This is a genomic window from Micromonospora sp. NBC_00898 (genome assembly GCF_045207895.1).
Lineage (GTDB): Bacteria > Actinomycetota > Actinomycetes > Mycobacteriales > Micromonosporaceae > Micromonospora.
This window is the reverse complement of record NZ_CP108775.1, coordinates 3,096,518-3,120,772: the sequence shown is the minus strand read 5'-3', so window position 1 is coordinate 3,120,772 and position 24,255 is coordinate 3,096,518. Positions and strand designations below refer to the sequence as shown.

Below are 24,255 nucleotides of genomic sequence, written 5' to 3'. Positions count from 1 at the left end.
TCGACGTAGCAGGTCGCGCGCCTGCGCGGAGCCGTCGCCTGTGCGCGAGGAACTAGGATCACGGCATGGAACATCGCGCCGTGTCGTTCCCCCTGCGTGTGGTGGCGCAAGACGTGGCGCTCGCGCTCTTCGTCACCGTGATGCAGGTGCAGGGCACGGTCGCCCGCGTGGCCGCCGAGGGGGCCCAGCATCCACTCACGGACTTCGGAAACCTCGGATTCGCGCTGCTGTTGGTGAGTGGCCTGGTCCTGACCGTCCGCCGCCGGTGGCCGGTTCCGGTGTTTGTCACCGCCGCACTCGCCAGCTTGGTGTACTACAGCCTCGACTTCCCGGACGGGCCCGGCTGGCTCGGGCTCTTCGTCGCCCTGTACACCCTCGCCGCGTACGGTGACGGGCGCCGGTCGCTGGTGGTTGCTGGCGTGGGCACCACGGTGCTCGCCGTCGGGTGGCTGGTGGCCGCTTCCGACATCGAGCCGCGCGCCGCCATCGGCTGGGTGTTCTTCCGGATCGGTGCGTCGGTCATGAGCGCAGCCCTTGGCGAGTCCGTCCGGTCTCGACGGGTCATCGCTGCCGAAGCTCAGGAGCGTGCTGAGCTGGCTGAACGGACTCGCGAGGAGGAAGCGCGGGCGCGGGTCGACGCCGAACGGCTCCGGATCGCGCGCGAGGTCCACGACACCGTCGCGCACGCCATAGCAATCATCAACGTCCAATCCGGTGTCACCGCGCACGTGCTCGACAAGAGGCCGGACGTGGCACGCGAGGCGCTGCAAGCCATCGAGCAGACCAGTTCTCGGGCGCTGCGAGAGATGCGGGCCATCCTCGGGGTACTCCGTGACGACAACAACGGGCGCGTGCCGTACCCCGGGCTCGGGCAGATCGACGAACTCGCCGCCAAGGCACGCGATGCCGGACTCGACATCAACCTCGAGGAGACCTCGCCCGCGACGCCGTTGCCGAGCGCGGTGGGGAGTGCTGCCTACCGAATCCTGCAGGAGTCGATCACCAACGTGATCCGCCACGTCGGCCCGACTCGGGTGACGGTAGCGCTGAACCCAGGGGTCGACGTCTTGGAGATCCGCGTGACCGATGAGGGCCGCCGTGCCGCCTCAGGTGATGACCCCGCGGACCCGCACCTACCGGCCCAGCATCCGACCAGCACCGGCAGCTCGGCCAAGCCCGGCCGCGGGATCCTCGGAATGCGCGAGCGCTGTCAACTGCTGGGCGGAGAACTCGACGCCAAGCCGACTCCGGGCGGAGGGTTCGAAGTCACGGCCCGGCTGCCCCTCGCGCCGACCGGGTCGCGCCTGTGAACGCAGCGGCCGCGTCACCGTTGACCAACGCTCCGATCAAGGTGCTGCTCGCCGACGATGAGGGTCTCGTGCGATCCGGGTTCAAGGTCCTGCTCGACCTCGAGGACGAGATCACGGTGGTGGGAGAAGCCACGAACGGCGCCGAAGCCGTCGAGCGGGCCCGCGCCACCCGCCCCGACGTCGTCCTCATGGACATCCGCATGCCAAAGCTGGACGGGATTCAAGCCACCACCCAGATCGCCGAGACGCACGGGTTGGAGCAGGTCCGAGTCCTCATCCTCACCACCTACGACACCGACGAGTACGTCTTCGAGGCATTACAAGCCGGCGCCAGCGGCTTCCTGCTCAAAGACGCCGGACCGGCGGAGCTCCTGCATGCCATCCGGGTGGTCGCCGCCGGAGACGCGCTGCTCGCGCCGCGGATCACCCGACGCCTCATCGGCCAGTTCACCGCGCAACGAACAGCTACCCAGGCTGCGGAGGACCGGCTCGCGGTGCTGACCCAGCGCGAGCGCGAAGTGCTAGCCCTGGTGGGACAGGGCCTGAGCAACAACGAGATCGGTACCGAGTTGTTTCTCAGCCCGGCCACCGCGCGCACCCATGTCAGCCACGCGATGGCGAAACTGGGTGCGCGCGACCGCGCGCAACTGGTTGTCATCGCTTACCAAACAGGACTGGTCAGCCCTAACAAGGCATGAATGCATAGCGCGCTACGACGCAGCGCGTTCGCGGCTGCCCGCAGCCGTTCGTGCTCGCCGTCGGTCTCCGGCGGAGGCCGACATCGCCTCGCGCGTCTACCCCTGCTCGACAATCGCGGTATCGCCGTCGTTCGGGAGCCAGGTGCGGATGCTGGCGAGCGCGGTAGGGCCGTAGTCCTCGTCGACGCTGCTGGCGAGGTCCGCGATGGATATCGCTTGCAGGGCGGCGCGCCAGGCGGCGTCAGCGCCGGCCATAGCGCGGGCGATGGGGCACGGCCGGGTGCAGGCCTCCTGCGGTGTCGCCAGGGGACCGCGCTGGCGGATCTCGGTGCACACGAACGCGGGCTGAGCGCCATCGACGGCGGCGACGACGTCGAGGATGGTGATCAGTTCGGGTGCCCGGGTCAGGACATACCCGCCCGCCTTGCCTTGGACGGAGGTCACGAGGCCGGCGCGGGAGAGTGCCTGCAGCTGTTTGGCCAGGTAGCTGCCGGAGACGTCATGTAGTTCCGCGAGCCGGGCGGCCGGCACCGGTTCCGTCGCCGTGGTCAGCACCACGCAGCAGTGCAGTGCCCACTCGACGCCACCTGACAGCTTCATACGCCCCCCGCTTGACTCGGACAAAGTCTATCCGGTTATTGTCTCGGACATAAAGTGTCCGAGTTCGGGGCCGCGTCCTCGACAAAGTCGGCGTGCCCTGCGGCACGCCGTGGAAGGGTGAGAGCCATGAAGCTCACAGTCATCGGCGGTACCGGACTGATCGGCTCGCAGGTGGTCCAGAAGCTGACCGCAGCCGGACACGAGGCCGTCCCCGCGGCGCGGTCGACCGGCGTCGACCTGCTCACAGGAGAGGGCCTGGACCAGGCGCTGAAGGGCGCCGATGTCGTTGTCAACGTCGCTAACTCGCCGACCTTCGACGAGGCCTCCCTGGGCTTCTTCCGTACCTCCATGACCAACCTGCTGGCCGCGGGGGAGCGTGCCGGGGTCCGTCACCAGGTGATCCTCTCGATCGTCGGGGTGGACCAGGTGCCCCAGCTTGACTACTACCGCGCCAAGACCCTGCAGGAAGACCTGCTCCGGCAGGGGCCTACGCCGTACTCCATCGTGCGTGCGACCCAGTTCTTTGAGTTCGTGAACGCGATCTTGTCCTGGACCTCCGACGACACCACCGTTCGCCTGCCCGCTACCCGTGTTCAGCCGATGGCCGCCACGGACGTCGTCGACGCGGTCGTCGACGTCGCCACCGGCACGCCGCTGAACGGCATCCGCAACGTCGCCGGCCCGGACGTCTTCGCCCTCGACGACCTCGGCCGGGTCACCCTGGCCGCACAGCAGGACGACCGGAACGTCGTCATTGACGACGGGGCGGGCATGTTCGCGGTCGTCGCCGGCGACGTGCTCATCGCGGGCCCGGACGCACACCTGGCACCCACGCACTACCAGGACTGGATCCAAGCGGCCCGCTAACCCGGGCACTCGGCCCTTCCGCGGATGAAGTCCATCGGACGGCGGCCGGCACGCGGAGCTGCTGCGACCGGCCCTGGCCGAGGTCCAGCACGCCCACCGAGATCCCCTACGCGCGGAGCAGTTTGGCCGCCGCCAGCGTCGGGTGGACCGGCGCGCTGGCTCTTCGCCCCTTCAAGGAGGCCCTCCTTGTAGGCGGACTCGCATTTTGCCCGCATCGTCGCGTCGGCCGCCGGGTCCCGCAGCGCCCTCTGGCAGGCTGCGGCGAAGTCGGCGGGGACCGTTCTGTTCGGCTGCGCGGTGGTGTCGTGCTGGCCGAGGGCCTTGTCGTCCTGGACGGTGACCTTGTCGGGCTTCGTCGCTGCCGGGTCGGGTAGGTTGGCGGCCAGCAGGCCGTAGGTGATCGCCACGACGATCGCGCCGCACGCCGCGAACAGGCCGGTGTACAGCAGCGTGAGCCGGACCCGGACGGTGAAGTGCGGCCGGGGTCGCCTCACAGCCGGTACCCCCGGCCGACGACCGTCTCGATCAGCGGTGGCGTGCCGAGCTTGCGCCGCCGCCGGGTGAGCGTCACCGACACGATGTTGCTGAACGGGTCGGCGTTGGCGTCCCACACGTGCTCCAGCAGCTCCTCCGCGCTGACCACGGCGCCGTCGGCGGCCGTCAGCATCTCCAGGACGCCGAACTCCTTACGGGTCAGCGACAGGACCCGCCCGGCCCGGCTGACCCGGTGCCGCGCCCGGTCCACGGTGAGATCGCCACGGCGGACCACCGGCGGTGCCGACGGCGCGGCGGGCCAGTGTCCGCACCCGCGCGATCAGCTCCTGCAACGCGAAGGGCTTGCCGAGGCAGTCGTCGGCGCCCAGCTCCAGGCCGTCGACCCGGTCGTCCACCGTGGCCGCCGCGGTGAGCATGAGGATCCGGGCGCCGTCGGCGGCCGCGAGCGACCGGCACACGTGGTCGCCGTGCACCACCTGCAGGTCCCGGTCCAGCACGACCACGTCGTACGCCGTGTCGTCGGCTGCGGTGAGCGCCGCCGCGCCGTCGTGGACGACGTCGACCGCCATCCCCGCGTCGCGGAGCCCCTCGCCGATCCGGGCGGCCAACGTCACATGGACCTCGACCACCAACACCCGCATGCCGCCCATTGTGCGCCGGTCGAGATGACATCCGTCCGACACGATGCGTAGCGCTGATGTCACCGCCACCTCGGTACACCTGTCGATGTTGTCGCACGTACGCATGACCGGGGGTGCGGAGTGAAGCTCAGACTGATGGCCGTCGCGGCCGTCGTGATCACGCTTACCGCGTGCAGCGGGGGACCGTCGACGCCCAGCGTGCCCAGCCTGCCGCAGGGCAGCGGTGGGGCCGGCGTCGATCCCAGCGGCAATCCCAGCACGAATCCCAACGGGGTCACCGGTGACGGCAGTGCGGCGCGCCGGACGGCTGCACAACGCCGCCGAGTGCATCCGCCAGCACGGTGTGCCGCGGTACCAGGATCCCATCCTGACCGCGGACGGCCAGGTGTACACCGACGCCCGTGCGCTGCAGGACACCGCCGACGACACGATCATGGCGGCCATCGAGACGGCGTGCGGCGAGCTGATCCGGGCGGCCAAGTTCGCCCCGGACGACCAGGCGCCGGCACCGCCGAAGCTGGTCCAGGCCGGGGTCAAGGTGGCCGAGTGCCTGCGGGCGCACGGGCTGCCTGGCGTCAAGGACCCGACGGCCGACAGCCGCTTCACCCCCGGGCACGGCTTCGGACTTTCACCCGACGAGGTGCCGGGCGGCAAGGACGACACGTTCCTGCGGGCCACGGAGCCGTGCAAAGGCCTCATAAACGAGGAAATCCGCCTGTCCAGCCTGGGGAACCTCGGTGGGTAGGCGGCCATGGACGTCCACCCGGCTCGATCACGCCGCGACCGAGAGGTTCACGATGAAGCTCAGACTGGTAGCCGTCGCGGCCTTCGCGATCACGCTCAGCGCGTGCACCGCGGAACCGTCGACGCCGAGCGTGCCCAGCGTGCCGCAGGCCAGCGACGGGCCCAGCCCCGATCCCACCGGCCGTCCCGGCCCGAATCCCAACGGGGCCACCGGCGACGGCAGTGCGGCGCGCCGGACCGCGCTGCACAACGCCGCCGAGTGCATCCGCCAGCACGGTGTGCCGCGCTACCAGGACCCGGTCCTGACCGCCGACGGTCAGGTGTACACCGACGGCCCCTCGCTCAAGGGCGGCGCGAGCGACACGGTCCTGGAGGCCATCGAGACGGCGTGCGGCGAGTTGATCCGGGCGGCCAAGTTCAACCCGGGCGACCAGGCGCCCCCGCCACCGAGGCTGGTCCAGGCCGGGGTCAAGTGGGCCGAGTGTATGCGGGCGCACGGGGTGGCCACCGTCAAGGACCCGACGGTTACCAGCGAGTTCAACCCCGGGCAGGGCTTCAACCACAGCGCCGACGAGTTCCCCGCCGGCAAGGACGACACGTTCAACCGGGCCCGGGAGGCGTGCTTGAGCCTCGAGGACGAGGAAGACCGGCTGTCCAGCCTGGGAAACCTCGACGGGTAGGCGGACGTCGATGTGCACACGACTCGATCACGATGCGACCGAGAGGTTCACGATGAAACTCCACCCGGTGGCCGTCGCGGCCACCATGATCACGCTCAGCGCGTGCAGCAAGGCGTCGTCCTCACCCGGTGTGCCCAGCCTGCCGGCGGGCAGCGGCAGGCCCAGCACCGGGTCCAGCGCCAATCCCAACGCCGTCACCGGTGACGGCAGTGCGGCGCGCCGGACCGCGCTGCACAACGCCGCCGAGTGCATCCGCCAGCACGGCGCACCGCGGTACCAGGATCCGGTCCTGACCGCGGACGGCCGCGTCTACACCGACGAGTTCGCTGTGTTCTCGTCCCTCAACGAGACGCAGCTCGACGCCCTCGAGACCGCCTGCGGCGAGCTGATCCGGGCGGCCGAGTTCGCCCCGGGCGACCAGGCACCCCCGCCACCGAAGCTGGTCCAGGCCGGGGTCAAGTCCGCCGAGTGCTTCCGGGCGCACGGGCTGCCCGACTACAAGGACCCGACGGTCAACAGCCACTTCATACCCGGCAAGGGCTTCGGTCTCGACGCCAGCGGGATTCCCGGCGCCGGTCAGGGCGACGCCAAGCAGAACCCGACCGTGCGGGACGCCATCACGGCATGCCGGAGCGTTCTCGACGAGGAAGCCCGGCTGTCCAGCCTCGGAAGTCTCGCCGATGCGTAGGCGGGCCGTACTGGCCGGGGCGGCCCTCACGGTCGCCGGGACCGCCGGGGCTGGGTGGTGGGTCCGGGGCCGTCCGGCGACGGTGCCCGCCGCCGTCCAGGTGACGACCGGTACCGCCACCGTGACCCGGACCGACCTGTCGACGACCGTCCAGGTCCCCGGCACCCTCGGCTACGCCGGGGCATACACCGTGTACCTGCAGGGCGAGGGCGGCACGGTGACCGCGGTCCCGCAGCCGGGGCAACTGATCACCCGGGGCAAGCCGGTGTTCGCCGTCGACAACCGACCGGTCCGGCTGTTCTACGCCGACCGACCCGCGTGGCGGCCGCTCGCCCTCGACGTCACCGCCGGCCCTGACGTGTACGCCGTGGAGAAGAACCTCGTCGCGCTCGGCCACGCCACCACGGCCAACCTGACCGTCGACGGGAAGTTCACCCGGGCGACCGCGGCGGCACTGCGGCGCTGGCAGCGCGCGACCGGCCAGCCGGTCACCGGCCGGCTCGAGCTGGGTGCCGTCACGTTCCAACCCGGCCCGCTGCGGGTGACCACCGTCACCGCGAGGGTCGGCGCGCCGGCCGGGGGCGGCGGGGCCGCCGGGGGTGCCGGCGAGCCGCTCCTGTCGGGCACGTCGACGACGATCGCGGTGACCCTCGCCGTGCCGGTGAACCGGACCCATCTGGTCCACCTCGGTGACGCCGTCACCGTCGTCCTCCCCGGCGGCGACGCCGCGCCCGGGAAGGTGACCACACTGTCGACCGTCGCGACCGCGCCCAACGAGAACGACCCCGGTCGGGGTCCGGGCCAGGCGAGTGTGCCGGCCACGGTCACGCTCGACAACCAGGTGGCCGCGGCCGCGTTCGACCAGGCGCCGGTCCAGGTCAACGTCACCGGCCAGACCGCCAAAGGGGTCCTCGTTGTACCGATCACGGCGCTGGTCGCGCTCGCCGGCGGCGGGTACGGCCTGTACCTGCGGGACGGCGACGCCCGCCGGCTGGTCGGCGTGACCCCCGGCCTGTTCTCCGACACCCTGGTCGAGGTCCGCGGCGACGACCTGCGCGAGGGCGCGACGGTGGAGGTGCCGGCCACATGAGCGAGCCGACCAGGGGCCCCGGCGACGCCGGAGACGACACCCGAGGCGACCTCGCGCCGGCGCTGGAGCTGCACGGCGTCAACAAGGTCTATCCGCCGCCGACCACGGTGACTGCGCTGGCCGACATCGACCTCGTCGTCGACGCCGCCGAGACGGTGGCCATCACCGGGGCGTCCGGCGCCGGCAAGTCCACGCTGTTGAGCATCCTCGGCACCCTCGACCGGCCGACCAGTGGCATGGTCCGCATCGCCGGGACCGACACCTCGGCGATGGCCGACCCGCAGCTGTCCGCGGTCCGCGCGACCCGCCTCGGCTTCGTCTTCCAGCAGTTCTACCTCCTCGAACACCTCAGCGTGCTCGACAACGTCGCAACCGGCCTGCTGTACCGCGGGGTGCCGGCAGGCGTCCGGCGGGAGCGGGCCGCCGAGGTGCTGCGCCAGGTGGGGCTCGCCGAGCGGATGCGGCACCGGGCCGGCCAGCTCTCCGGCGGCGAGCGGCAGCGGGTCGCGATCGCCCGGGCGATCGTCGGCCGGCCCGCGGTCCTGCTGGCCGACGAGCCGACCGGCAACCTCGACTCGGCCACCGGTACGGAGATCACCCAGCTGTTGGCCGGGCTCGCCGACGACCGCACCACCGTCGTGCTGATCACCCACAACGCCGACGTGGCCGCGGCGATGGGGCGGCAGATCCACCTGCGCGACGGCCGGATCGTCGAGGACTCCCACCCGTACCCGGCCGGAAGGGACCGTGTCCGATGACCTCACGGCTGCGTCTGCCCGACGCGATCGCCCTGGCCTCCGTCGGCCTGCGCGCCCGGCGGGACCGCTCGGCGCTGTCGGCGCTCGGCATCGCCATCGCCATCGCGGCCGTGGTCGCCGTGCTCGGCATCGCCGAGTCGTCCAAGGCCGACCTGCTCACCCAGCTCGGCGAGCAGGGCAACCTGCTCACCGTGGCCTCGGCGCAGGCGACCAACGGCCGCACAATCCCGCTGCCGGTCACCGCCGAGCCGATGATCGCGCGGATCCCGCCGGTCCGCACCGTCACCGCGGTCCGCAACATCGACGACGTGACCGTACGGCGCAGCGCGGCCATCCCGGCGGTGCGGACCAGCGGCATAAACGTCCTCGCCGCCCAGCCGTCCCTGCCGGGCACCCTGTCGGCGCGGGTGCTGCGCGGCCGGTACCTCGACGCGACCGCCGAGCACTACCCGGTGACGGTGCTGGGCTACGAGGCGGCCCGGGTCCTCGGCATCGGCACGCTGACCGAGCCCACCCAGGTGTTCCTCGGCGAGCGATACTTCACCGTCGTCGGGATCCTCGCCCCCGTGGCGGTCGCACCGGAGATCGACATGGCGGCGCTGGTCAGCTTCGGGACCGCTGACGGGGTGTTCGGGTTGGGGAGCAACCCCAGCCGCATCTACCTGCGGGTCGATCCGAACCAGGTGGCGGCGGTCGCGTCGGTGCTCGCGGCCACCGCCTCAGGAGCCCGGGACGGCGACGTGCAGGTGCGCCGGCCGTCCGACCTCCTGGTGGCCGGATCCAGGCGAAGGGCGCGTTCGTCGGGCTGTTCCTCGGCCTGGGCGCCATCGCGCTGCTCATCGCCGGGGTCGGCATCGCCAACATCATGGTGATCTCGGTCCTGGAACGGCGCGGCGAGATCGGGCTGCGTCGCGCGCTCGGTGCCCGCCGCCGCCACGTCGCCGTCCAGTTCCTCTTGGAGTCCACGCTCCTGGCCTTGATCGGCGGGGTGCTCGGCATCGGCCTGGGCGTCCTGGCGACGGCGGTCGCCGCGCGGCTGGCCGGCAACCCGGTGACCGTCCCGCCGCTCGCGCTGGCGGCGGGCCTCGGCGCCGCGCTGCTGGTCGGCGCGCTCGCCGGGGTGTATCCGGCGGCGCGGGCCGCCCGGTTGTCGCCCACCGAGGCGCTGCGCACCCTGTGAGGCGATGCGGTCGTGACGGTACCCGCCAGGGTGTGGCGGCACATCCCGCACACCCTCTGCCATTCGCGTCCTCTCCCACGCACCGTCATGCATCTGCGGTCCGACAAATCGGCCGGGACGAGGTCAGGGCGCGGTTCAGGAAAGTAAGGGCTCCTATCCTGATCCTCCGCGGTCCGACAGCCGCTGCCGGTCGGGTGTGAGCGCCCCCGGGGTGCTCGTCGCGCCGCGCTCCGGGCGACGGCATGGCCTTTGAGAGGCGGTGGACTGCGGCGCGACTCGGCGCTCCGCGAGCACCAAGATCGCCCATCTCGGGATGGTCGCTAAGGACTGGCGGCTGACGGGCAGCACAGGCTCGCGGCCACGGTTCGCGGCCCGGGGTTACCTGTTATCCTCTCGTGACATGCAGACAGGAAACCGCATTGATCGCGGTTCGCCGCTGCCCATGTACCACCAGCTCAAGCAGTTGCTGGTCAAGGACATCGAGCGACGACGACTCCAGCCGGGTGACCGCATCCTTGGCGATCACGAACTCTGTTCCCGCTACGACGTCTCGCGCACCGTCGTGCGCCAGGCGCTCGCCGAACTCGAGAACGAGGGCGTCATCGAGCGGGTGAAGGGCCGAGGCACCTTCGTGGCGCATCCTAAGACCGCGGAGGGACTGGTCCAGTCGTTGACGGGACTGTTCGAGGATGTGGCCGCCCGCGGCGGTCATCTGCGCAGTGAGGTGCGTCGCCTCGAGGTGGTGCCGGCCGACGATGCCGTCGCCGCCGATCTCCGGCTCCCCACCGGGACCCCGGTCATCCACCTCGAGCGGCTGCGTTTCGTAAACGACGAGCCGTGGGTCTGGACCGTGACCCACATTCCGGAGAGCATCGCTCCCGGTCTGATCGGCGAGGACCTGACCGACAGGTCGCTCTATGAGGTGCTGGAGTCGTCGTACGGTGTGCGGCTCGTCCGGGGCGTCCGCTCGGTCGAGGCCGCGGTGGCCAATGCCGGGCAGGCGCGACTGCTCGGGATTCATCGAGGTGACCCCGTGCTGGCGCTGCGCAGCGTGAGCTTCGGCGAGTCGGAGCGGCCCGTGGAGAGCTTCCTCGCGCTGCACCGTGGTGACCGCAGCCGGTTCCAGGTGGAGCTGAACCGGGCTGCGGATCGACGCGCGGGCACGCCGCTGCTTCTTGTCACCTCCTGACCGTCCGCCGACCCGACCTTTGTTTCGACGGGGTTTCCGGATCATCTCTTGACATCCTGTCATTACAGGACGACAGTGATCGGGACGCGAACGAAACGGAGCCCCTGTGACCAGCTACGCCACCCCGCCGATCTCACCCTTCGTGCTCACGCTCGACACGTCGAACGAGACGTTGGAACCGCAGGGACCGACCCTTGAGCGGCGGATGTCAGACCTCAGCGGGCTGTTCGCGGACGTGCAGGCGTGGGAGCGGGCGGTCGCCGACGGAGACCCCGTCGTCTACACGGTCGTCTCCTCTCCGGTGCCGGAGGTCCCGCGGGAGTTGCCCCAGTCGGTAACGACGATCTACCCGGGAGCGACCGGCGGCGAGTTCTGGATGACCAAGGGCCACCAGCACCCGGATCCGCAGGGTGAGATCTACCTGGGGCTCAGCGGCCGCGGTGGTCTGCTGCTCTTCGACGGCGAGCGGACCGAGTGGCTGGAGATCAGCCCTGGCGTCGTCGGCTACATCCCGCCGGGCTGGGCCCACCGGAGCGTCAACATCGGCGACGAGCCGTACCGGTTCCTCGCGGTCTACCCGGGCAGCGCCGGCCACGACTACGGCTGGGTGCTCGAACACGGAATGGGCCTGCGCGCGCGCAAGAGTGACGGGCAGGTCGAACTCGTCCCCTTCACCGCCACCGAGCTGGGCTGAGCCCGCTCCCATCCCTAGGAGAAACTGCATGGCATCGAAGAGTGTCTCGATCGGCGCCGCCGGGCTCGCTGCCGCCGTTGCCCTCGCTGCCGGCGTCGTCGGCGGCCGGCTTTCCGCCTCGGGCTCAACCTCGGGCAGCTCCGGCGACAGCGCCGGGGCGTCGACGATCTCCGGCACGAAGATCGACGTAATCGTCAAGGCGACCGAATCCGAGTTCTGGCAGTCCATGCTCGCGGGCTCGAAGAAGGCCGGCGCGGACCTCGGCGTGAACCTGACCCTGTTCGGGCCGACAGCGGAAGCCGACATCGAGCCGCAGGTGCGGCTGGTGGAAGACTCGATCTCCCGGGGGGCGAAGGCGATCGTACTGGCGCCGAACTCCTCCACGGCGCTCAACGGGGTGATCGACCGGGCCCGCGCGGCCGGCATCAAGGTCATCATTGTGGACAACGCGGTGAAGACCAAGAGCGACGGCTTCATCGGTACCGACAACGTGAAGGCCGGCGAGCAGGCGGGGCGGCGGCTCTGCCAGCTGATGACCGACGCGGGCAAGGCGAACGGCAAGGTTCTGCACGAGTCCGCCGTCTCCGGCATTCAGGTGCTCATCGACCGGTTCGACGGGTTCAAGCAGGGTCTCTCCGAGAAGTGCCCGCAGGCCCAAATCGTGCAGACCCTGGTCAATGACAACGACCTCAACAAGGCTGTCGGTCAGGTGAACGACGCGCTGACCCGGGTGCCCGACCTCGCGGGGATCTTCGCCGACAACAACACCTCTGGCGTCGGCGCGGCCAAGGCCGTGCAGGAGAAGGGCGCGGGCGACAAGGTCGCCGTGGTGGCGTTCGACTCCGACCCCGCCGAGGTGGATGCCGTCAAGTCCGGCGCGATCGACGCCATCGTGGTACAGAACCCGTTCTTCTTCGGGTACCAGGGGGTCGTCGAAGCGGCGATGGCCGCCGTCGGCAGTGACGCCCCGCAGAACCTCGACCCGGGCGCGGTGATCGTGGACCAGACCAACGTCAATGCCGACGAGCTGAAGGCGCTGCTCAACCCCCCGAAGGTCAAGGGCTGACCGGATCCGGTAGGCGGTCGAGGAGGCATGTCATGAGCGAACAGGACCCATCATCCGCCGTGCCCGTCGTGCGGCTACGAGGAGTGGGCAAGACGTACGGGCCGGTGACTGCGCTCGCGGACGTGGACCTCGACCTGCTCCCCGGCGAGGTGCACTGCCTCGCCGGGGAGAACGGGGCCGGCAAGTCGACTCTGATCAAGATCTTGACCGGCGCGGTGGCCCGCGACGGTGGTGCGTACGAGATCGGCGGCACGGAGATCGGTTCGCACCCGTCGCCGGTGGAGGCGCGCGACGCCGGCGTCGGCGCGGTCTACCAGGAACTCAGCCTTCTGCCGGATCTCAGCGTCCTGGACAACCTGACGATGGGCCGCTTCCCGCGTACGTTCTTCGGCGTCGTCAATCGCGCGGCGCAGCGACGTGCCGCGACGGAGCACCTGAAGCGGGTTGGCCTGGCCGACCTCGATCTGGACCAGCCTGTGTGGTCCCTGCCGACGGCCACCCGGCAACTCGTCGAGATCGCCCGGGTGCTCAGCAGCGACGCCAAACTCGTCATCTTCGACGAGCCGACGACGGCGCTGTCCGAGAAGGAGGCGCAGGCTCTGCTCGACCGCATCGCCGTGTTGCGCGACGCGGGCCACGCGGTCCTGTACGTGACGCACCGCTTGGAGGAGATGTTCGCGGTCGGCGACCGGGTCACTGTGCTGCGGGACGGACGCGTCGTCGAGACCCGACCGATCGGTGAGTACGACCACGACTCGCTCATCCAGTCGATGGTCGGGCGCCCCGTCGAGAACCTCTACCCGGGCGTCCGGCACGAGGTCGGCCCCCCACGGCTGGAGGTCCGCCACCTGCGCATCCCGGGGTTCGCCGCCCCGGTCGACCTGACCGTCCGTCGCGGCGAGATCGTCGGGCTGGCCGGGCTGCTCGGCGCCGGTCGGTCGGAGATCGTGCAGGCGATCTTCGGCGCCGACCGGACCGAGGGTGGAAAGGTTCTCGTCGATGGGAGCCGAGTGCCGCCCGGCTCGCCCCGGGTCGCCGCCCGGCACGGCATCGCACTGCTGACCGAGGACCGCAAGGAATCCGGCCTGCTGTTGGAGCTCTCCATCGAGGCGAACGTCTCCATCGCCAGCCTCGGACAGGTGTCGAGCGGGTCGTTGGTACGCACCGGTCTCGAGCGCCGGCACGTGGGGCGCGCCGTGCAGGGCCTGCGCCTCAAATATGGGTCCTTCGACGACCCGGTGACCTCGCTGTCCGGCGGCAACCAGCAGAAGGTGCTCCTGGCCCGCTGGCTCGCGACCGGCGCGAAGGTGCTGCTGCTCGACGAGCCGACCAAGGGCGTCGACGTGGGCGCGAAGGCCGATATCTACCAGGTGATCGTGGAGATGGCCCGCGAGGGCCTCGCCGTGGTCATCGTCTCCTCCTACCTGCCCGAACTGCTCGGCCTGTGCGACCGCATCGTCGTCGTACGCGACCGGGAGGTGGTCGGTGAGCTGCCCGCGGCGCACGCCACCGAGGAGGAGATCCTCCGACTGACCAGCCCCCTGGTGCCGCACGCGGACCTGTCGGCCCCGATTTCCGCCGAAGCAAACCTGGAGTCCTGATGGCCCTCGACAAGAATGTGCTCCGGTCCACGGCGCAGCCGGCGACCGGCAACGTGCCGCAGAAGGCCGAGAAACCGGCGACCGAAGAGCAGGAGGTCCTCGGGCTGGGCTCGCTGCTCGGTCGCGGGTTCGGCGGCCTGCCCGTACTGCTGGCCCTGGCCGTGGGGCTGAGCCTGGCGACGGACACGTTCCTGACCGGCACGAACCTCGAAAACCTCGGCCGTCAGGTGTCGATCTACGCGATCATCGCGATTGGTCAGCTTTTGGTGATCCTCACGGCCGGCATCGACCTCTCCGTCGGCTCGGTCGTCGGCCTCTCGGGCGTGATCGCCGCCAAGACGGTCTTCGAGACGGCGGGTACCGGGTCCGTGCTGCTGGCCGTCCTGCTCGCCCTGGTCGCCGGGGCGGCCGTGGGCGCGGTGAACGGCGTACTCGTCGCGATCATGAAGATGCCGCCGTTCATCGTCACGCTCGGTACCCTTGGCATGGCGCGCGGGCTCACCCTCCTCTACACGAGCGGTCGCACCATCCAGCCGCTGCCCCAGGGGTTCACGGAAATCGCTGGCGGCAGGCTGCTCGGCGTCGCCAACCTCATCTGGCTCACCGCCGCCATCGCCCTGATCGTCGGCTTCATGCTGCGGCGTACGGTGTGGGGTCGCTACATCTACGCGGTCGGCTCCAACCAGGAATCCGCGCGGCTCACCGGAGTGCCCGTCAAGGGCGTTCTGATCAGCGTATACGCCCTGTCCGGGACGCTCGCCGCGCTCGGCGGTGTGCTGCTGGCCTCGCGGCTCGGCAATGGTGTACCCACCGCCGGCACGGGCTACGAGCTGCAGGCGATCGCGGCGTGCGTGATCGGCGGGGCGAGCCTGTTCGGTGCCCGTGGCACGGCGTTCGGCGCGCTGGTCGGTGCGCTCATCGTCGGGCTGCTCAACAACGGCGGAACCCTGCTGGGTATCGACCCGTTCTGGCTGCAGGTCGCGATCGGCGCGCTCATCCTCGTCGCGGTCGGCATCGACCAGCTTCAGGGCAAGCGGCTCGCGCGCAGGGGAGCGTGAGCAATGCTCATCGCACATGATCTCGGCACGACCGGGAACAAGGCGTCGCTGCACGAGGACGACGGACGGCTGATCGGCTCGGTCACCGTGCCCTACCCGACCCGGTTCGCACCCGGTGGCGTGGCGGAACAGGACCCCTACGACTGGTGGGAGGCCCTGGCCACGGCCACCCGCTCGCTGCTGGTCCGGCACGGCGTCAGTGCGTCGGCGGTGCGGGGGCTGGCCGTCTCGGGGCAGATGATGGGGGCTGTCCTGCTCGACGCGCAGTACCGGCCGGTGCGGCCGTCGATCATCTGGGCGGACCGGCGCAGCACCGAGCAATGCGACGCGCTGACGAAGCGGGTCGGCGCGCAGCGGGCGTACGCCACGCTCGGTCACCAGCTCAACCCGACGTACTCGCTCACGAAGGTGATGTGGGTGCGCGACCACGAGCCGCAGGTCTTCGCCGCCGTGCGCCACGTCTGCCTCGCCAAGGACTACGTGGTGTTCCGGCTCACCGGAAGACTCGTGACCGACCCCTCCGACGCCTCGTCCACCAACGCCTACGACCAGACCCGCGGGACGTGGTCGAGCGAGATTCTCGCCGCCGCGGAGATCGACGCTGCGCTGCTGCCCGAGATCGTCCCTTCCACGTCGGTGGTCGGGACCCTGACGGCGCAGGCGGCGGGTGCGATCGGGCTGCTGCCTGGCACACCGGTCGTCATGGGCGGCGGCGACGGGCCGCTCGCCGCCGTCGGCGCGGGCGTGGTGTCCGAGAACGACGGTGCCTACTGTTATCTCGGCTCCTCGTCGTGGGTGTCGCTCGCCGCGCGGCGGCCGCTGCACGACCCGGCAATGCGCACGATGACCTTCGACCACGTGGTCCCGGGTCACTACGTGCCGACCGCGACGATGCAGGCCGGCGGAGCCTCCCTGCAGTGGATCACGGAGATCCTCGAGCCGGGGGAGGCTGGTGACCGGTTCCGGCGGGTGGTTGAGGCGGCGCGGACCGCGACCGCCGCCGAGGACGGGCTCTACTTCCTGCCGCACCTGCTCGGCGAGCGCTCGCCGTACTGGAACCCGGACGCCGCGGGCGCGTTCCTCGGGATCGGCCGCCACCACAACCGCGAGCACCTCACTCGCGCCGTGCTCGAAGGCGTCGCCTTCAACCTGCTGACCTGCATCGACGCCTTCCGGGAGAACGGCGCGGAGGTACGCAGGGTAGACGCGATCGGCGGCGGCGCGGCCAGCGACGTCTGGCTGCAGATCCTCGCGGACGTGTGGGGCTGCACGGTGCGGCGGCGCTCCATCGTTGAGGAGGCCAACAGCCTCGGCGCCGCGGTCACCGCCGCAGTCGGGCTCGGCCTCGTCGACGACTTCGGCGTCGTACGAGGTCTGTCCGAAGTCACGGCCGAGTTCACGCCGGAGCCGGGGCGCCACGCCGCCTATCAGGAAAGGCACACGGTGTTCCTCGACGCCTACCAGCGGCTCGAGCCGTGGTTCGAGGGACGGGGAAGTGCGCGATGAGCGGCACCCAGGTGCTCGTCACCTCCCGTTCCTTCTCCTCCGGCTCGCGGGACCTGGTATGCGAGCTGGAAGCGGCCGGCGCGACCGTGGTGCGGGGCCCGGCCGACCACGACCTGTGGGCGCTGCGGCCCCTGCTGCACGAATCCGTCGGGTGGATCGCCGGCACCGGACCGGTGACCGATGCTCATCTCGACGCCGCTCCGCGCCTGCGGGTGGTGGCACGGTACGGCGTGGGCGTCGACGCGGTCGACCTCGTGGCCGCGACGGCCCGCGGTGTCGTCGTCACCAACACCCCCGGAGCCAACAGTGACGCCGTCGCAGACCACACCGTCGGACTCCTGCTCGCGGCGCTGCGCGGCATCGCCGCCGGTGACCGGCGGGTCCGCGCCGGCGCGTGGACGGTGTCGCGGGGGCGGGAGCTGGGTTCACTGACGGTCGGGGTGGTCGGCTTCGGCCGGATCGGCCGCGGGGTCGCACACCGCCTGCAGGGGTTCGGCACCCGGATCCTCGCGTACGACCCGGCGGTGGACGACGCGCAGGTCCGGGCGGCGGGAGCCGAACCGGCCGCGCTGGCCGACCTGCCGGCGCGGTGTGACGCCGTCTCCCTGCACGCGCCGGGCGGCCGCACCCTGGTCGACGCCGCGTGGCTGCGGGATTGCCGGGCAGGTCTGATTCTGGTCAACACCGCGCGCGCCGATCTCGTCGACGAGCCGGTGCTCGCCGACGCGATGCGCGGCAACCGGGTCGGCGCGTACGCCGCGGACACGCTCGCCGGGGAGTCGGGTGGCGCCCCCTCCCCGCTGCTCGCCGTGGACCTCGCCGACCGGGTGGTCGTGACGCCGCACCTCGGTGCGCAGACCGTGGAGGCCGTGGACCGGATGGGGTCGCTCGCGGTGGCGGACGTCCTCGCCGTCCTCGCCGGGACCTCCCCGACGCATCCCGTTCTGTCGAAGAGCTGAAGGAGAAGACTGTGTTGTCCGCCCTTGAGACCGCCGCGGTGATCGCCGTGGTCCGCGCACCCGACCGGGACAGCGCGCTGCACGGTGTGGCCGCGCTCGTCGCGGGTGGCGTCACCGGAATCGAGATCACCTACTCCACGCCGGACGCTCCCGGAGTCATTGCGGAGCTCGACCGCCGCTTCGGAGACGAGATCTGTCTCGGCGCGGGCACCGTGCGCAGCGGCGAGGACGCCCGGCGCGCCGCGGCGGCGGGAGCGCGTTTCCTCGTCGCTCCCGGCACTACGCCCACCGTGGTAGCGGCCATGCGCGACACGGGATGCGCCGTGCTGTCCGGGGCGCTCACCCCGAGCGAGGTGATGCTCGCCGTCGACCTGGGGGTCGACGTGGTCAAGGTGTTCCCGGCTTCGCTCGGCGGACCCGGATACCTCAAGTCGCTGCGTGCGCCGTTCCCGGACGTCCCGTTCATGCCGACGGGCGGCGTGAACCCGGAGAACCTGCACGAGTGGTTCGCGGCGGGCGCGGTGGCCGTGGGTGCCGGGAGCGAGCTTTGCTCCGCCGCCGACCTCGGTCGTGGCGATTTCGCCGCCGTCGAGGCGAAGGCCCGAAGGTTCACCGCCGCGCATTCCGCCCTCACCACGGCGCGGCCGGCATGACGGGCAGCCGCGGCATCTCCTCGGCCGACGCGGCGAGCACGGCCGGCGGAGGGGCGGCCCGCGCCGGCGACCTGGGCTTCGTCGGGGTGACCACCGGCAACTCCTCGATCAACCGGGTGTTTCCGGCGTGGGCGAACATCCTCGGTCTGCCGACCGACCGGTTGGTCGGGCACGACCTTCCCCTCGACGCAGACGACGCGCAGTACCGGGCGCTGGTGCTTCAGATCCGGGACGACCCGGCGTACCGGGGCGCCCTTGTCACCACGCACAAGTTGCGCCTGTACGAGGCCAGCCGCGACCTGTTCGACGAGCTGGACGACTTCGCGCGGTTGTGCGGCGAGATTTCCAGCATCTCTAAGCGGGACGGCCGCCTGTACGGCCACGCGAAGGACCCGCTCACGGTGGGGCTGGCCCTCGAGGAATTCCTGCCCGCCGACCACTTCGCGGCGACCGGCGCGCAGGTCGTCTGCCTGGGTGCGGGCGGCGCCGGGACCGCGCTGGTCTGGCATTTGGCCCAGCGCGCGGACCGCCCGCAGCGCATCATGTGCACCGACACCGACCCGCGCCGCCTCGCCCACCTGCGGGACGTGGCTGGCCGGGGTGACATGCCCGACGGTCTCGTGGAGTACGTGTCGGTCAACGACCCGCAGGACGTGGCCGACCTGCTCGAGGCGGCGCCAGCCGGCAGCCTCGTGGTCAACGCCACGGGTCTGGGTAAGGACCGTCCCGGTTCGCCCCTCCCCGCCGCTGCCACGCTGCCCCAGCAGGGCTACGTCTGGGAGTTCAACTACCGGGGCAGCCTGGAGTTCCTGCATCAGGCGCGCGCGCAGCGCGAGGCGCGCGCGTTGACCGTCGTGGACGGCTGGCGCTACTTCATCCACGGCTGGAGCCAGGTCATCGCCGAGGTCTTCGACCTCGACCTGGACGCGCCGACGATCGAACGCCTCGCCGAAGCCGCCGAGGCCGCCCGGTGAGCCTTGTCCGCACCGTCCTCGGTGACGTCGACCCCGCGCTCCTCGGCCCGACCGACTACCACGAGCACCTTTTCCAGGTCACGTCTCTGCTCCCCGGGGACGACCTGGACGACGAGCCGGCGAGTCGGGAGGAGACGGCGCTGTTACGGGCGGCGGGCATGACGGCAATGGTGGAGGCGACTCCGGTCGGGCTCGGCCGCGACCCCGCCGCCATCGCCCGGATCAGCGCGGCGACCGGCATGCACATCGTGGCGACGACCGGCGCGCACCGTGCCGCCCACTACCCGGACAACCCCAGGCTCACCTCGTACGACGAGGCCACGCTGGCCGCGCGGTTCCTCGCCGACCTGGTGGACGGGTGCCCGCGCAGCGACGACGGGGACGGCTCGATCGCCCGCGGCCCGGACGGGAGGCCGGTCCGCGCCGGTCTACTCAAGGCTGGCATCGGCTACTGGTCCATCGGCCCCTTCGAGCGCCGGGTCCTGGCCGCGGTGGCAGCCGCCCATCGCGAGACGGGCGCGCCGGTGATGGTCCACCTGGAGCACGGCAGCGCGGGCCATGAGGTACTCGACGTGCTGCGCGACGCGGGGGTCGGGTCACGCCGGGTCGTGCTCGCGCACGCCGACCGCAACCCCGACCCTGGGCTGCACGTGGAACTCGCCCAACGGGGCGCGTACCTGGGCTACGACGGGATGTCCCGACACCGGGAGCGGCCGGACAGCGCGCTTCTCGACCTGATCGAGGCGGTGTGCGCGGGCGGGGCGGCCGATCACCTGCTGCTCGGCGGGGATGTCGCCCGGCGCAGCCGCTACCTGGCGTACGGCGGCATGCCCGGTCTCGCGTACCTGCCCACCCGCTTCCTCCCGCGACTTCGGACGCGCCTGGGCGACGACCTCGTACGGCGGCTGCTCGTCGACAACGCCGCCCGGTTGCTCGCGTGGCGGACGACGTGAGCGTCGGTTCCGTGGCACCAGCCGTCGGTGCCGTCGTGTTCGACTGTGACGGGGTGCTCGCCGACACCGACGACGCGTGGGCGGAGGCGGAGCGGCTGCTGTGTGAGCGGCACGGCGGACTCTTCAGCGACGAGCTGCGGGCATCCACTCACGGCCTCTCCATGCGCGACACCGTCCTCCGCCTGGCCGCGCACATGGCCGATCCGCCGGCGATTGCGCAGCTGGAAGCCGAGCTGATCGCCCTCGCCGCGCAGCGGATCCAGGCACACCTGGTCCCCCTGCCCGGGGCGGTCGACCTCGTCACCGCCGTCGCCGCAGCGCTGCCGGTCGCGGTCGCGTCGAACACGCCGAGGGCGATCCTGGACGTGATCCTCACGTCCATCGGGCTGCTGGAACTGCTGGACGCCTCGCTGGCCGGAGATGAAGTTTCCCATCCGAAGCCCGCGTCCGACATCTACCTCGCGGCAGCGGCGAGCCTCGGTGTGAGACCCGCCGAGGTCGTCGTGATCGAGGACTCGCCCACCGGCGCTCGGGCCGCGCGGCTCGCCGGCTGCCGGGTGCTCGGTGTCGAAGCGCCGGGCCGGTCACGGTTGACGGACGTCGAGGCCAGCTTCCCAGACCTGCCGGCGCTCGCCGTTCATCTGGAGGCCCTATTGCGGTCTGGTCGGACAACACGACAGGAAGTGGCGACCCAGGCTGGTGCGGTGTCCACCAACGTTCGCCGGGTCGGTCGCCGATGAGAAAGTGTCGTACCGGTGGTGTTGGCTTCGGTTCGTGCCTCGCCGTCGGGATCCCGCCGCGCCCTCGGGTTGTGCACCGCACCGCGCGTATCGCGTTGCGGGTGACGCCGGGGCAGCGGCGGCGGTGTTTCGGGCTGCTGCGCTCGGCCGGTGATGTGTGGGCGTGTGTGTTGGAGGTCAACGCGTGGCGGCGGCGCCGCCACGACGCGCCGCGCCGGGTGGTCAGGCATCGCGCTCCCCCGTCGGGGACGCCCGGCTGGTCCATGCGGCCGTCGACGACGCCCGCCTGCCACTCGTGAAAGCGGGTCGGGTCGATGGCGTAGGCGAACACGTCCTCCGCCGGCCGGTCGACCTCGGTGCTGACGGTGATCGGCGGCACCTCAGCTGCCCTGGGTGAACAGAGCGGCGTATCGAGTCAGGTAGAGGGGCCAGCCTTCGTCGTGGGCGACGCCGTCGCTGACGGATTGCCAGCCGGGGCCGTGGCGATCGAGGTGGCGGTGTTCCAGCTCCACCCGGGTGCGTTGCGGGGTTTCGGCGACGAAGCGGACCTCGACCTCGCTGGTGTTGTCCGGGTCGTTCTCGATCTGCCACTGCGGGCTGATGTCCCAGCTGAACACAACCCGGTCCGGTGGTTCGTAGGCGAGCACGCGGGCCCAGCGGCACTCGCTGCCGTCGACGGCCCGGTCGTAGATGTGGCCGCCGACCTTCGGTTCGAACACGGTCTCGGCGATCGTCGCGCCGAGCAGGTTGTGTTCCGGCGGCTTGAAATCGCCGAACCGCTCGGTGAACACGGTGAACGCCCGTTCGAGCGGCGCCTGCACGACGATCTGCCTGCGGACCACGGCGGTTGTTGTTTCGGTCATGGGATCTCCTCGGTCGGTTGTTCGGCGACGTCTTGATAGCTGTCCAGTGCTCGGTTCCAGAACGTCTCCAGCTGGTCGCGCAGCGCGGCCACGCCCGCCGGGTTGAGCCGGTAGACCCGGCGGGTGCCGGCCGCTTGGTCGGTGACCAGTCCGGCGTCCTTGAGGACCTTCAGGTGCTGGGATACCGCGGGCCGGCTGATCGGCAGCTCCTCGGCGAGCTCGCCGACAGCCCGGGGGCGCTCGGCCAGGCACGCGACGATGGCGCGCCTGCTGGGATCTCCCAGAGCGTCCCAGCCATCGTCAGCTTGGTAAGTAGCCACGAACGGTAAGCTACGACGTACGGATGCGGTGAGTCAAGAGCGCCGAGCTCGCGAAGGAAGCACCATGGTCAGGGGATCGGACCACCAGCCCGTCGAGCTGAGAGCCGTCGAGCGGGCCTGACGCGCGAGGTCGACAACGCCGTCACGACCAGCTTTGGCGGCATTGCTCAGCCGCCCGGACGGGGGTGAGTTTTGTACATGCGCGCCCAAGCCAGCAGGCCGGACACTGCGGTGAGGGCGGCCGCCACCCAGATGGCGGCGCGGATGCCGGCGACCTCGGCGACGACGGCAGGCGCGACCGGGGTGTAGGGGAGCGGTTGCGGCCGAGTACCGGGACGTATGGAGAGACAGCGGAGTCGCCGTGGCCTGGCTCCGGAAGGTGCGGGTACCTTCGCAGGTGGCCTTTGCGGTTTGCCGGATTCCACTCCGTGGGCGTGGTACGAGTGCTCAGTGAGTGCTGACGACCGCCGACCCGGCGTCAATCGGTCAACGCCTGATCGTGTGGCCGAGAACGTGAAGGGCACTGCGGCCAGGATCCGAAGTCAAAGTGGCCAGGCGGGCCGACTGCGCCTGCATCAGCTGGAGGTCGCTTTCGTGATCTCCGTGCAGGCTGGACTCGCCGCAGCTCTGGCCTGGTCGATCGGACACGATGTGCTGGGCAACCCGTCGCCGGTCTTCGCGCCCTCCGCCGCGGTGGGCACGATCGTCGCCGCGCTCGGCCAACGTGCCCGCCGCACCGCCGAACTGCTCCTCGGAGTCGGACTGGGTATCGCCACCACCGATTTCCTGCTGAAGCTCCTGGGCACCGGCTTCTGGCAGACCGGAGTCATCGTCGGAGCTGCGATCCTGGCCACGCTCGTGCTGTTCGGCAGCAGCGGGGCGGCCGTCGGACAGGCCGGCGGCACGGCGGTGCTCCTCGCGACCCTGGCTCCGGCCCAAAAGGACCTTGAGGTGCCGCGGATCGTCGAGGCGACGGTCGGCGCCGTCGTCGGCCTCGTGGTGGTGGCGTTGCTGCTACCGATCAACCCGATGCGGATCCTCGACCGCGACGCGGCCCCCATCTACCAATGCCTCGCCGGTCAGCTGAGGGAGGTCTCCGCCGCGCTGGCGACACGCGATCAGCAACGGGCGGTGCGAGCGCTGGACACGCTACGCGGCATGGGACCCGACCTCGACAGGATGCACCAGGCGCTCAGTGGCGCCGAGGAGGTCGTCAGCCTGGCGCCGGCCCGATGGCGACGCCGCCAGGACGTGGAACGTTTCGCCCGCGCGACCGTGTACATGGAACGAGTCATCGAACACAGCCGAGGGCTGGCCCGTCGGTCAGCGATGGCGCTGCAGTACAACGAGCGGATTCCCTCCGACCTGTCCGTCGGCGTCGGCCACCTCGCCGATGCGGTCGAGCTCCTGCGCGGTGAGCACCGTGCCGGGCGACCCACCGCAAGAACCCACCAGAAGATACGTGAGGCCGTGCAGAAGGCCGGCCGAGCCCGAGCGCTGGGAGTCAGCGACTTCGGAGATGCGGTGGTGACCCAGCTACGCACCGCCGCGAGCGACCTGCTCCGAGCTACCGGCTGCGACCCGACGTCGGCGAATGAGGAGGTACGGAGTGCGATGCGAGACGGCGAGGAATCCGTTCAGGCAGGCGGCGCGCCCGAATGAGTAGGCGCCGCCGGAATCGGCCCCGGTTGCCGGCCCGGAGCCCATACAGCCAGGCAGAGTGGCTGTCAGCCGAGCGGGAAGGCGCCGAGAAGGCGCAACCCGGGTGCGGATCTCATCGGTGGTCATGTGGCGGCGTTCGCCGAGGCGTCGGAGGGTGGCTGCGGCGCTGGCCGACGCCGGCGCGCTGCGTCCACGACTGGACCCGCACCCGGTTACGCTCGACACGGTCATGGACGCCCACCGGGTGATGACATCGTCGCTGGGCA

General features: G+C 71.0%; 26 protein-coding genes and 1 pseudogene. 22 read left to right on the top strand and 5 right to left on the bottom strand.

The window, feature by feature from the left end; translation table 11 throughout:
* Positions 1 to 65 precede the first annotated feature (65 nt).
* Together OG799_RS15265 and OG799_RS15260 are read left to right on the top strand one after the other, a co-directional pair.
* Positions 66 to 1,310, top strand: a complete 1,245-nt coding sequence (locus OG799_RS15265) for a sensor histidine kinase (protein WP_406045694.1) — start codon at positions 66 to 68, stop codon at positions 1,308 to 1,310.
* Positions 1,307 to 2,008, top strand: a complete 702-nt coding sequence (locus OG799_RS15260) for a response regulator (RefSeq protein WP_406045693.1) — start codon at positions 1,307 to 1,309, stop codon at positions 2,006 to 2,008. Before OG799_RS15265 ends, OG799_RS15260 begins: the two co-directional genes overlap by 4 nt.
* A 96-nt stretch (positions 2,009 to 2,104) precedes the next feature.
* Here OG799_RS15260 and OG799_RS15255 read toward each other — a convergent pair whose 3' ends face one another.
* A complete protein-coding gene (locus tag OG799_RS15255; protein ID WP_406045692.1) occupies positions 2,105 to 2,608 on the bottom strand; it encodes an RrF2 family transcriptional regulator in 504 nt (167 codons plus the stop codon).
* A 126-nt stretch (positions 2,609 to 2,734) separates the two neighbouring features.
* Between OG799_RS15255 and OG799_RS15250 the strand changes: the two genes are divergently transcribed.
* Positions 2,735 to 3,475 (top strand): SDR family oxidoreductase, encoded by a 741-nt coding sequence (locus OG799_RS15250; RefSeq protein WP_406045691.1) that lies wholly within the window; start codon positions 2,735 to 2,737, stop codon positions 3,473 to 3,475.
* On the opposite strand, the gene OG799_RS15245 is transcribed toward OG799_RS15250, so the two are convergent.
* Entirely contained in the window at positions 3,472 to 3,969 is a 498-nt protein-coding gene (locus OG799_RS15245) for a hypothetical protein (protein WP_406045690.1), read from the bottom strand. The two genes, OG799_RS15250 and OG799_RS15245, sit on opposite strands and share 4 nt — an antisense overlap.
* A pseudogene (locus OG799_RS15240) lies at positions 3,966 to 4,611 on the bottom strand (response regulator transcription factor). Before OG799_RS15240 ends, OG799_RS15245 begins: the two are co-directional and overlap by 4 nt.
* Positions 4,612 to 4,891: 280 nt before the next feature.
* Here OG799_RS15240 and OG799_RS15235 point away from each other — a divergent pair.
* From OG799_RS15235 to OG799_RS15150, 18 genes are all read left to right on the top strand, one after another.
* The gene (locus tag OG799_RS15235; RefSeq protein WP_406045689.1) at positions 4,892 to 5,356 is read left to right on the top strand and encodes a hypothetical protein; all 465 of its coding nucleotides are present in this window, start codon (positions 4,892 to 4,894) and stop codon (positions 5,354 to 5,356) included.
* 52 nt (positions 5,357 to 5,408) lie between these two features.
* Complete coding sequence (locus tag OG799_RS15230; protein ID WP_406045688.1) at positions 5,409 to 6,035, top strand: hypothetical protein; 627 nt, start codon at positions 5,409 to 5,411, stop codon at positions 6,033 to 6,035.
* 52 nt (positions 6,036 to 6,087) lie between these two features.
* Positions 6,088 to 6,723: a hypothetical protein gene (locus OG799_RS15225; RefSeq protein WP_406045687.1), complete on the top strand. Its 636-nt coding sequence runs from the start codon at positions 6,088 to 6,090 to the stop codon at positions 6,721 to 6,723.
* On the top strand, positions 6,716 to 7,813 hold the full coding sequence (locus tag OG799_RS15220; RefSeq protein WP_406045686.1) for a peptidoglycan-binding protein: 1,098 nt from the start codon (positions 6,716 to 6,718) through the stop codon (positions 7,811 to 7,813). Before OG799_RS15225 ends, OG799_RS15220 begins: the two co-directional genes overlap by 8 nt.
* On the top strand, positions 7,810 to 8,571 hold the full coding sequence (locus OG799_RS15215; protein WP_406045685.1) for an ABC transporter ATP-binding protein: 762 nt from the start codon (positions 7,810 to 7,812) through the stop codon (positions 8,569 to 8,571). The genes OG799_RS15220 and OG799_RS15215 overlap by 4 nt, the downstream gene beginning before the upstream one ends.
* Positions 8,568 to 9,443, top strand: coding sequence for an ABC transporter permease (locus OG799_RS15210; protein WP_406045684.1), 876 nt, complete (start codon positions 8,568 to 8,570; stop codon positions 9,441 to 9,443). Before OG799_RS15215 ends, OG799_RS15210 begins: the two co-directional genes overlap by 4 nt.
* Positions 9,437 to 9,751, top strand: coding sequence for an FtsX-like permease family protein (locus tag OG799_RS15205; RefSeq protein ID WP_406045683.1), 315 nt, complete (start codon positions 9,437 to 9,439; stop codon positions 9,749 to 9,751). Before OG799_RS15210 ends, OG799_RS15205 begins: the two co-directional genes overlap by 7 nt.
* A 400-nt stretch (positions 9,752 to 10,151) precedes the next feature.
* Positions 10,152 to 10,940: a GntR family transcriptional regulator gene (locus tag OG799_RS15200; protein WP_406045682.1), complete on the top strand. Its 789-nt coding sequence runs from the start codon at positions 10,152 to 10,154 to the stop codon at positions 10,938 to 10,940.
* 106 nt (positions 10,941 to 11,046) lie between these two features.
* The gene (locus OG799_RS15195; RefSeq protein ID WP_406045681.1) at positions 11,047 to 11,634 is read left to right on the top strand and encodes a glucose-6-phosphate isomerase family protein; all 588 of its coding nucleotides are present in this window, start codon (positions 11,047 to 11,049) and stop codon (positions 11,632 to 11,634) included.
* Positions 11,585 to 12,700 (top strand): ABC transporter substrate-binding protein, encoded by a 1,116-nt coding sequence (locus OG799_RS15190; protein ID WP_406045680.1) that lies wholly within the window; start codon positions 11,585 to 11,587, stop codon positions 12,698 to 12,700. Before OG799_RS15195 ends, OG799_RS15190 begins: the two co-directional genes overlap by 50 nt.
* 32 nt (positions 12,701 to 12,732) lie before the next feature.
* Positions 12,733 to 14,301 carry a sugar ABC transporter ATP-binding protein gene (locus tag OG799_RS15185; RefSeq protein ID WP_406045679.1) on the top strand — a complete coding sequence of 523 codons (1,569 nt, stop codon included), beginning with the start codon at positions 12,733 to 12,735 and terminating at the stop codon, positions 14,299 to 14,301.
* Positions 14,301 to 15,359, top strand: a complete 1,059-nt coding sequence (locus tag OG799_RS15180; protein WP_406045678.1) for an ABC transporter permease — start codon at positions 14,301 to 14,303, stop codon at positions 15,357 to 15,359. Before OG799_RS15185 ends, OG799_RS15180 begins: the two co-directional genes overlap by 1 nt.
* Positions 15,360 to 15,362: 3 nt before the next feature.
* A complete protein-coding gene (gene xylB / locus OG799_RS15175) occupies positions 15,363 to 16,865 on the top strand; it encodes a xylulokinase (protein WP_406045677.1) in 1,503 nt (500 codons plus the stop codon).
* Entirely contained in the window at positions 16,862 to 17,824 is a 963-nt protein-coding gene (locus tag OG799_RS15170; RefSeq protein ID WP_406045676.1) for an NAD(P)-dependent oxidoreductase, read from the top strand. Before xylB ends, OG799_RS15170 begins: the two co-directional genes overlap by 4 nt.
* An 11-nt stretch (positions 17,825 to 17,835) precedes the next feature.
* On the top strand, positions 17,836 to 18,477 hold the full coding sequence (locus OG799_RS15165; protein WP_406045674.1) for a bifunctional 4-hydroxy-2-oxoglutarate aldolase/2-dehydro-3-deoxy-phosphogluconate aldolase: 642 nt from the start codon (positions 17,836 to 17,838) through the stop codon (positions 18,475 to 18,477).
* Positions 18,474 to 19,451, top strand: coding sequence for a shikimate dehydrogenase family protein (locus OG799_RS15160; protein WP_406045673.1), 978 nt, complete (start codon positions 18,474 to 18,476; stop codon positions 19,449 to 19,451). Before OG799_RS15165 ends, OG799_RS15160 begins: the two co-directional genes overlap by 4 nt.
* Positions 19,448 to 20,404: a phosphotriesterase gene (locus OG799_RS15155; RefSeq protein WP_406045672.1), complete on the top strand. Its 957-nt coding sequence runs from the start codon at positions 19,448 to 19,450 to the stop codon at positions 20,402 to 20,404. The genes OG799_RS15160 and OG799_RS15155 overlap by 4 nt, the downstream gene beginning before the upstream one ends.
* A complete protein-coding gene (locus OG799_RS15150) occupies positions 20,389 to 21,144 on the top strand; it encodes an HAD family hydrolase (RefSeq protein ID WP_406045671.1) in 756 nt (251 codons plus the stop codon). The genes OG799_RS15155 and OG799_RS15150 overlap by 16 nt, the downstream gene beginning before the upstream one ends.
* A gap of 380 nt (positions 21,145 to 21,524) precedes the next feature.
* Here OG799_RS15150 and OG799_RS15145 read toward each other — a convergent pair whose 3' ends face one another.
* Positions 21,525 to 22,007: an SRPBCC family protein gene (locus OG799_RS15145; RefSeq protein WP_406045670.1), complete on the bottom strand. Its 483-nt coding sequence runs from the start codon at positions 22,005 to 22,007 to the stop codon at positions 21,525 to 21,527.
* Positions 22,004 to 22,327 carry an ArsR/SmtB family transcription factor gene (locus OG799_RS15140; RefSeq protein WP_406045669.1) on the bottom strand — a complete coding sequence of 108 codons (324 nt, stop codon included), beginning with the start codon at positions 22,325 to 22,327 and terminating at the stop codon, positions 22,004 to 22,006. Before OG799_RS15140 ends, OG799_RS15145 begins: the two co-directional genes overlap by 4 nt.
* A 501-nt stretch (positions 22,328 to 22,828) precedes the next feature.
* On the opposite strand from OG799_RS15140, the gene OG799_RS15135 reads away from it, so the two are divergent.
* Positions 22,829 to 23,989 (top strand): FUSC family protein, encoded by a 1,161-nt coding sequence (locus OG799_RS15135; protein WP_406045668.1) that lies wholly within the window; start codon positions 22,829 to 22,831, stop codon positions 23,987 to 23,989.
* The last annotated feature ends 266 nt before the right edge of the window (positions 23,990 to 24,255 follow it).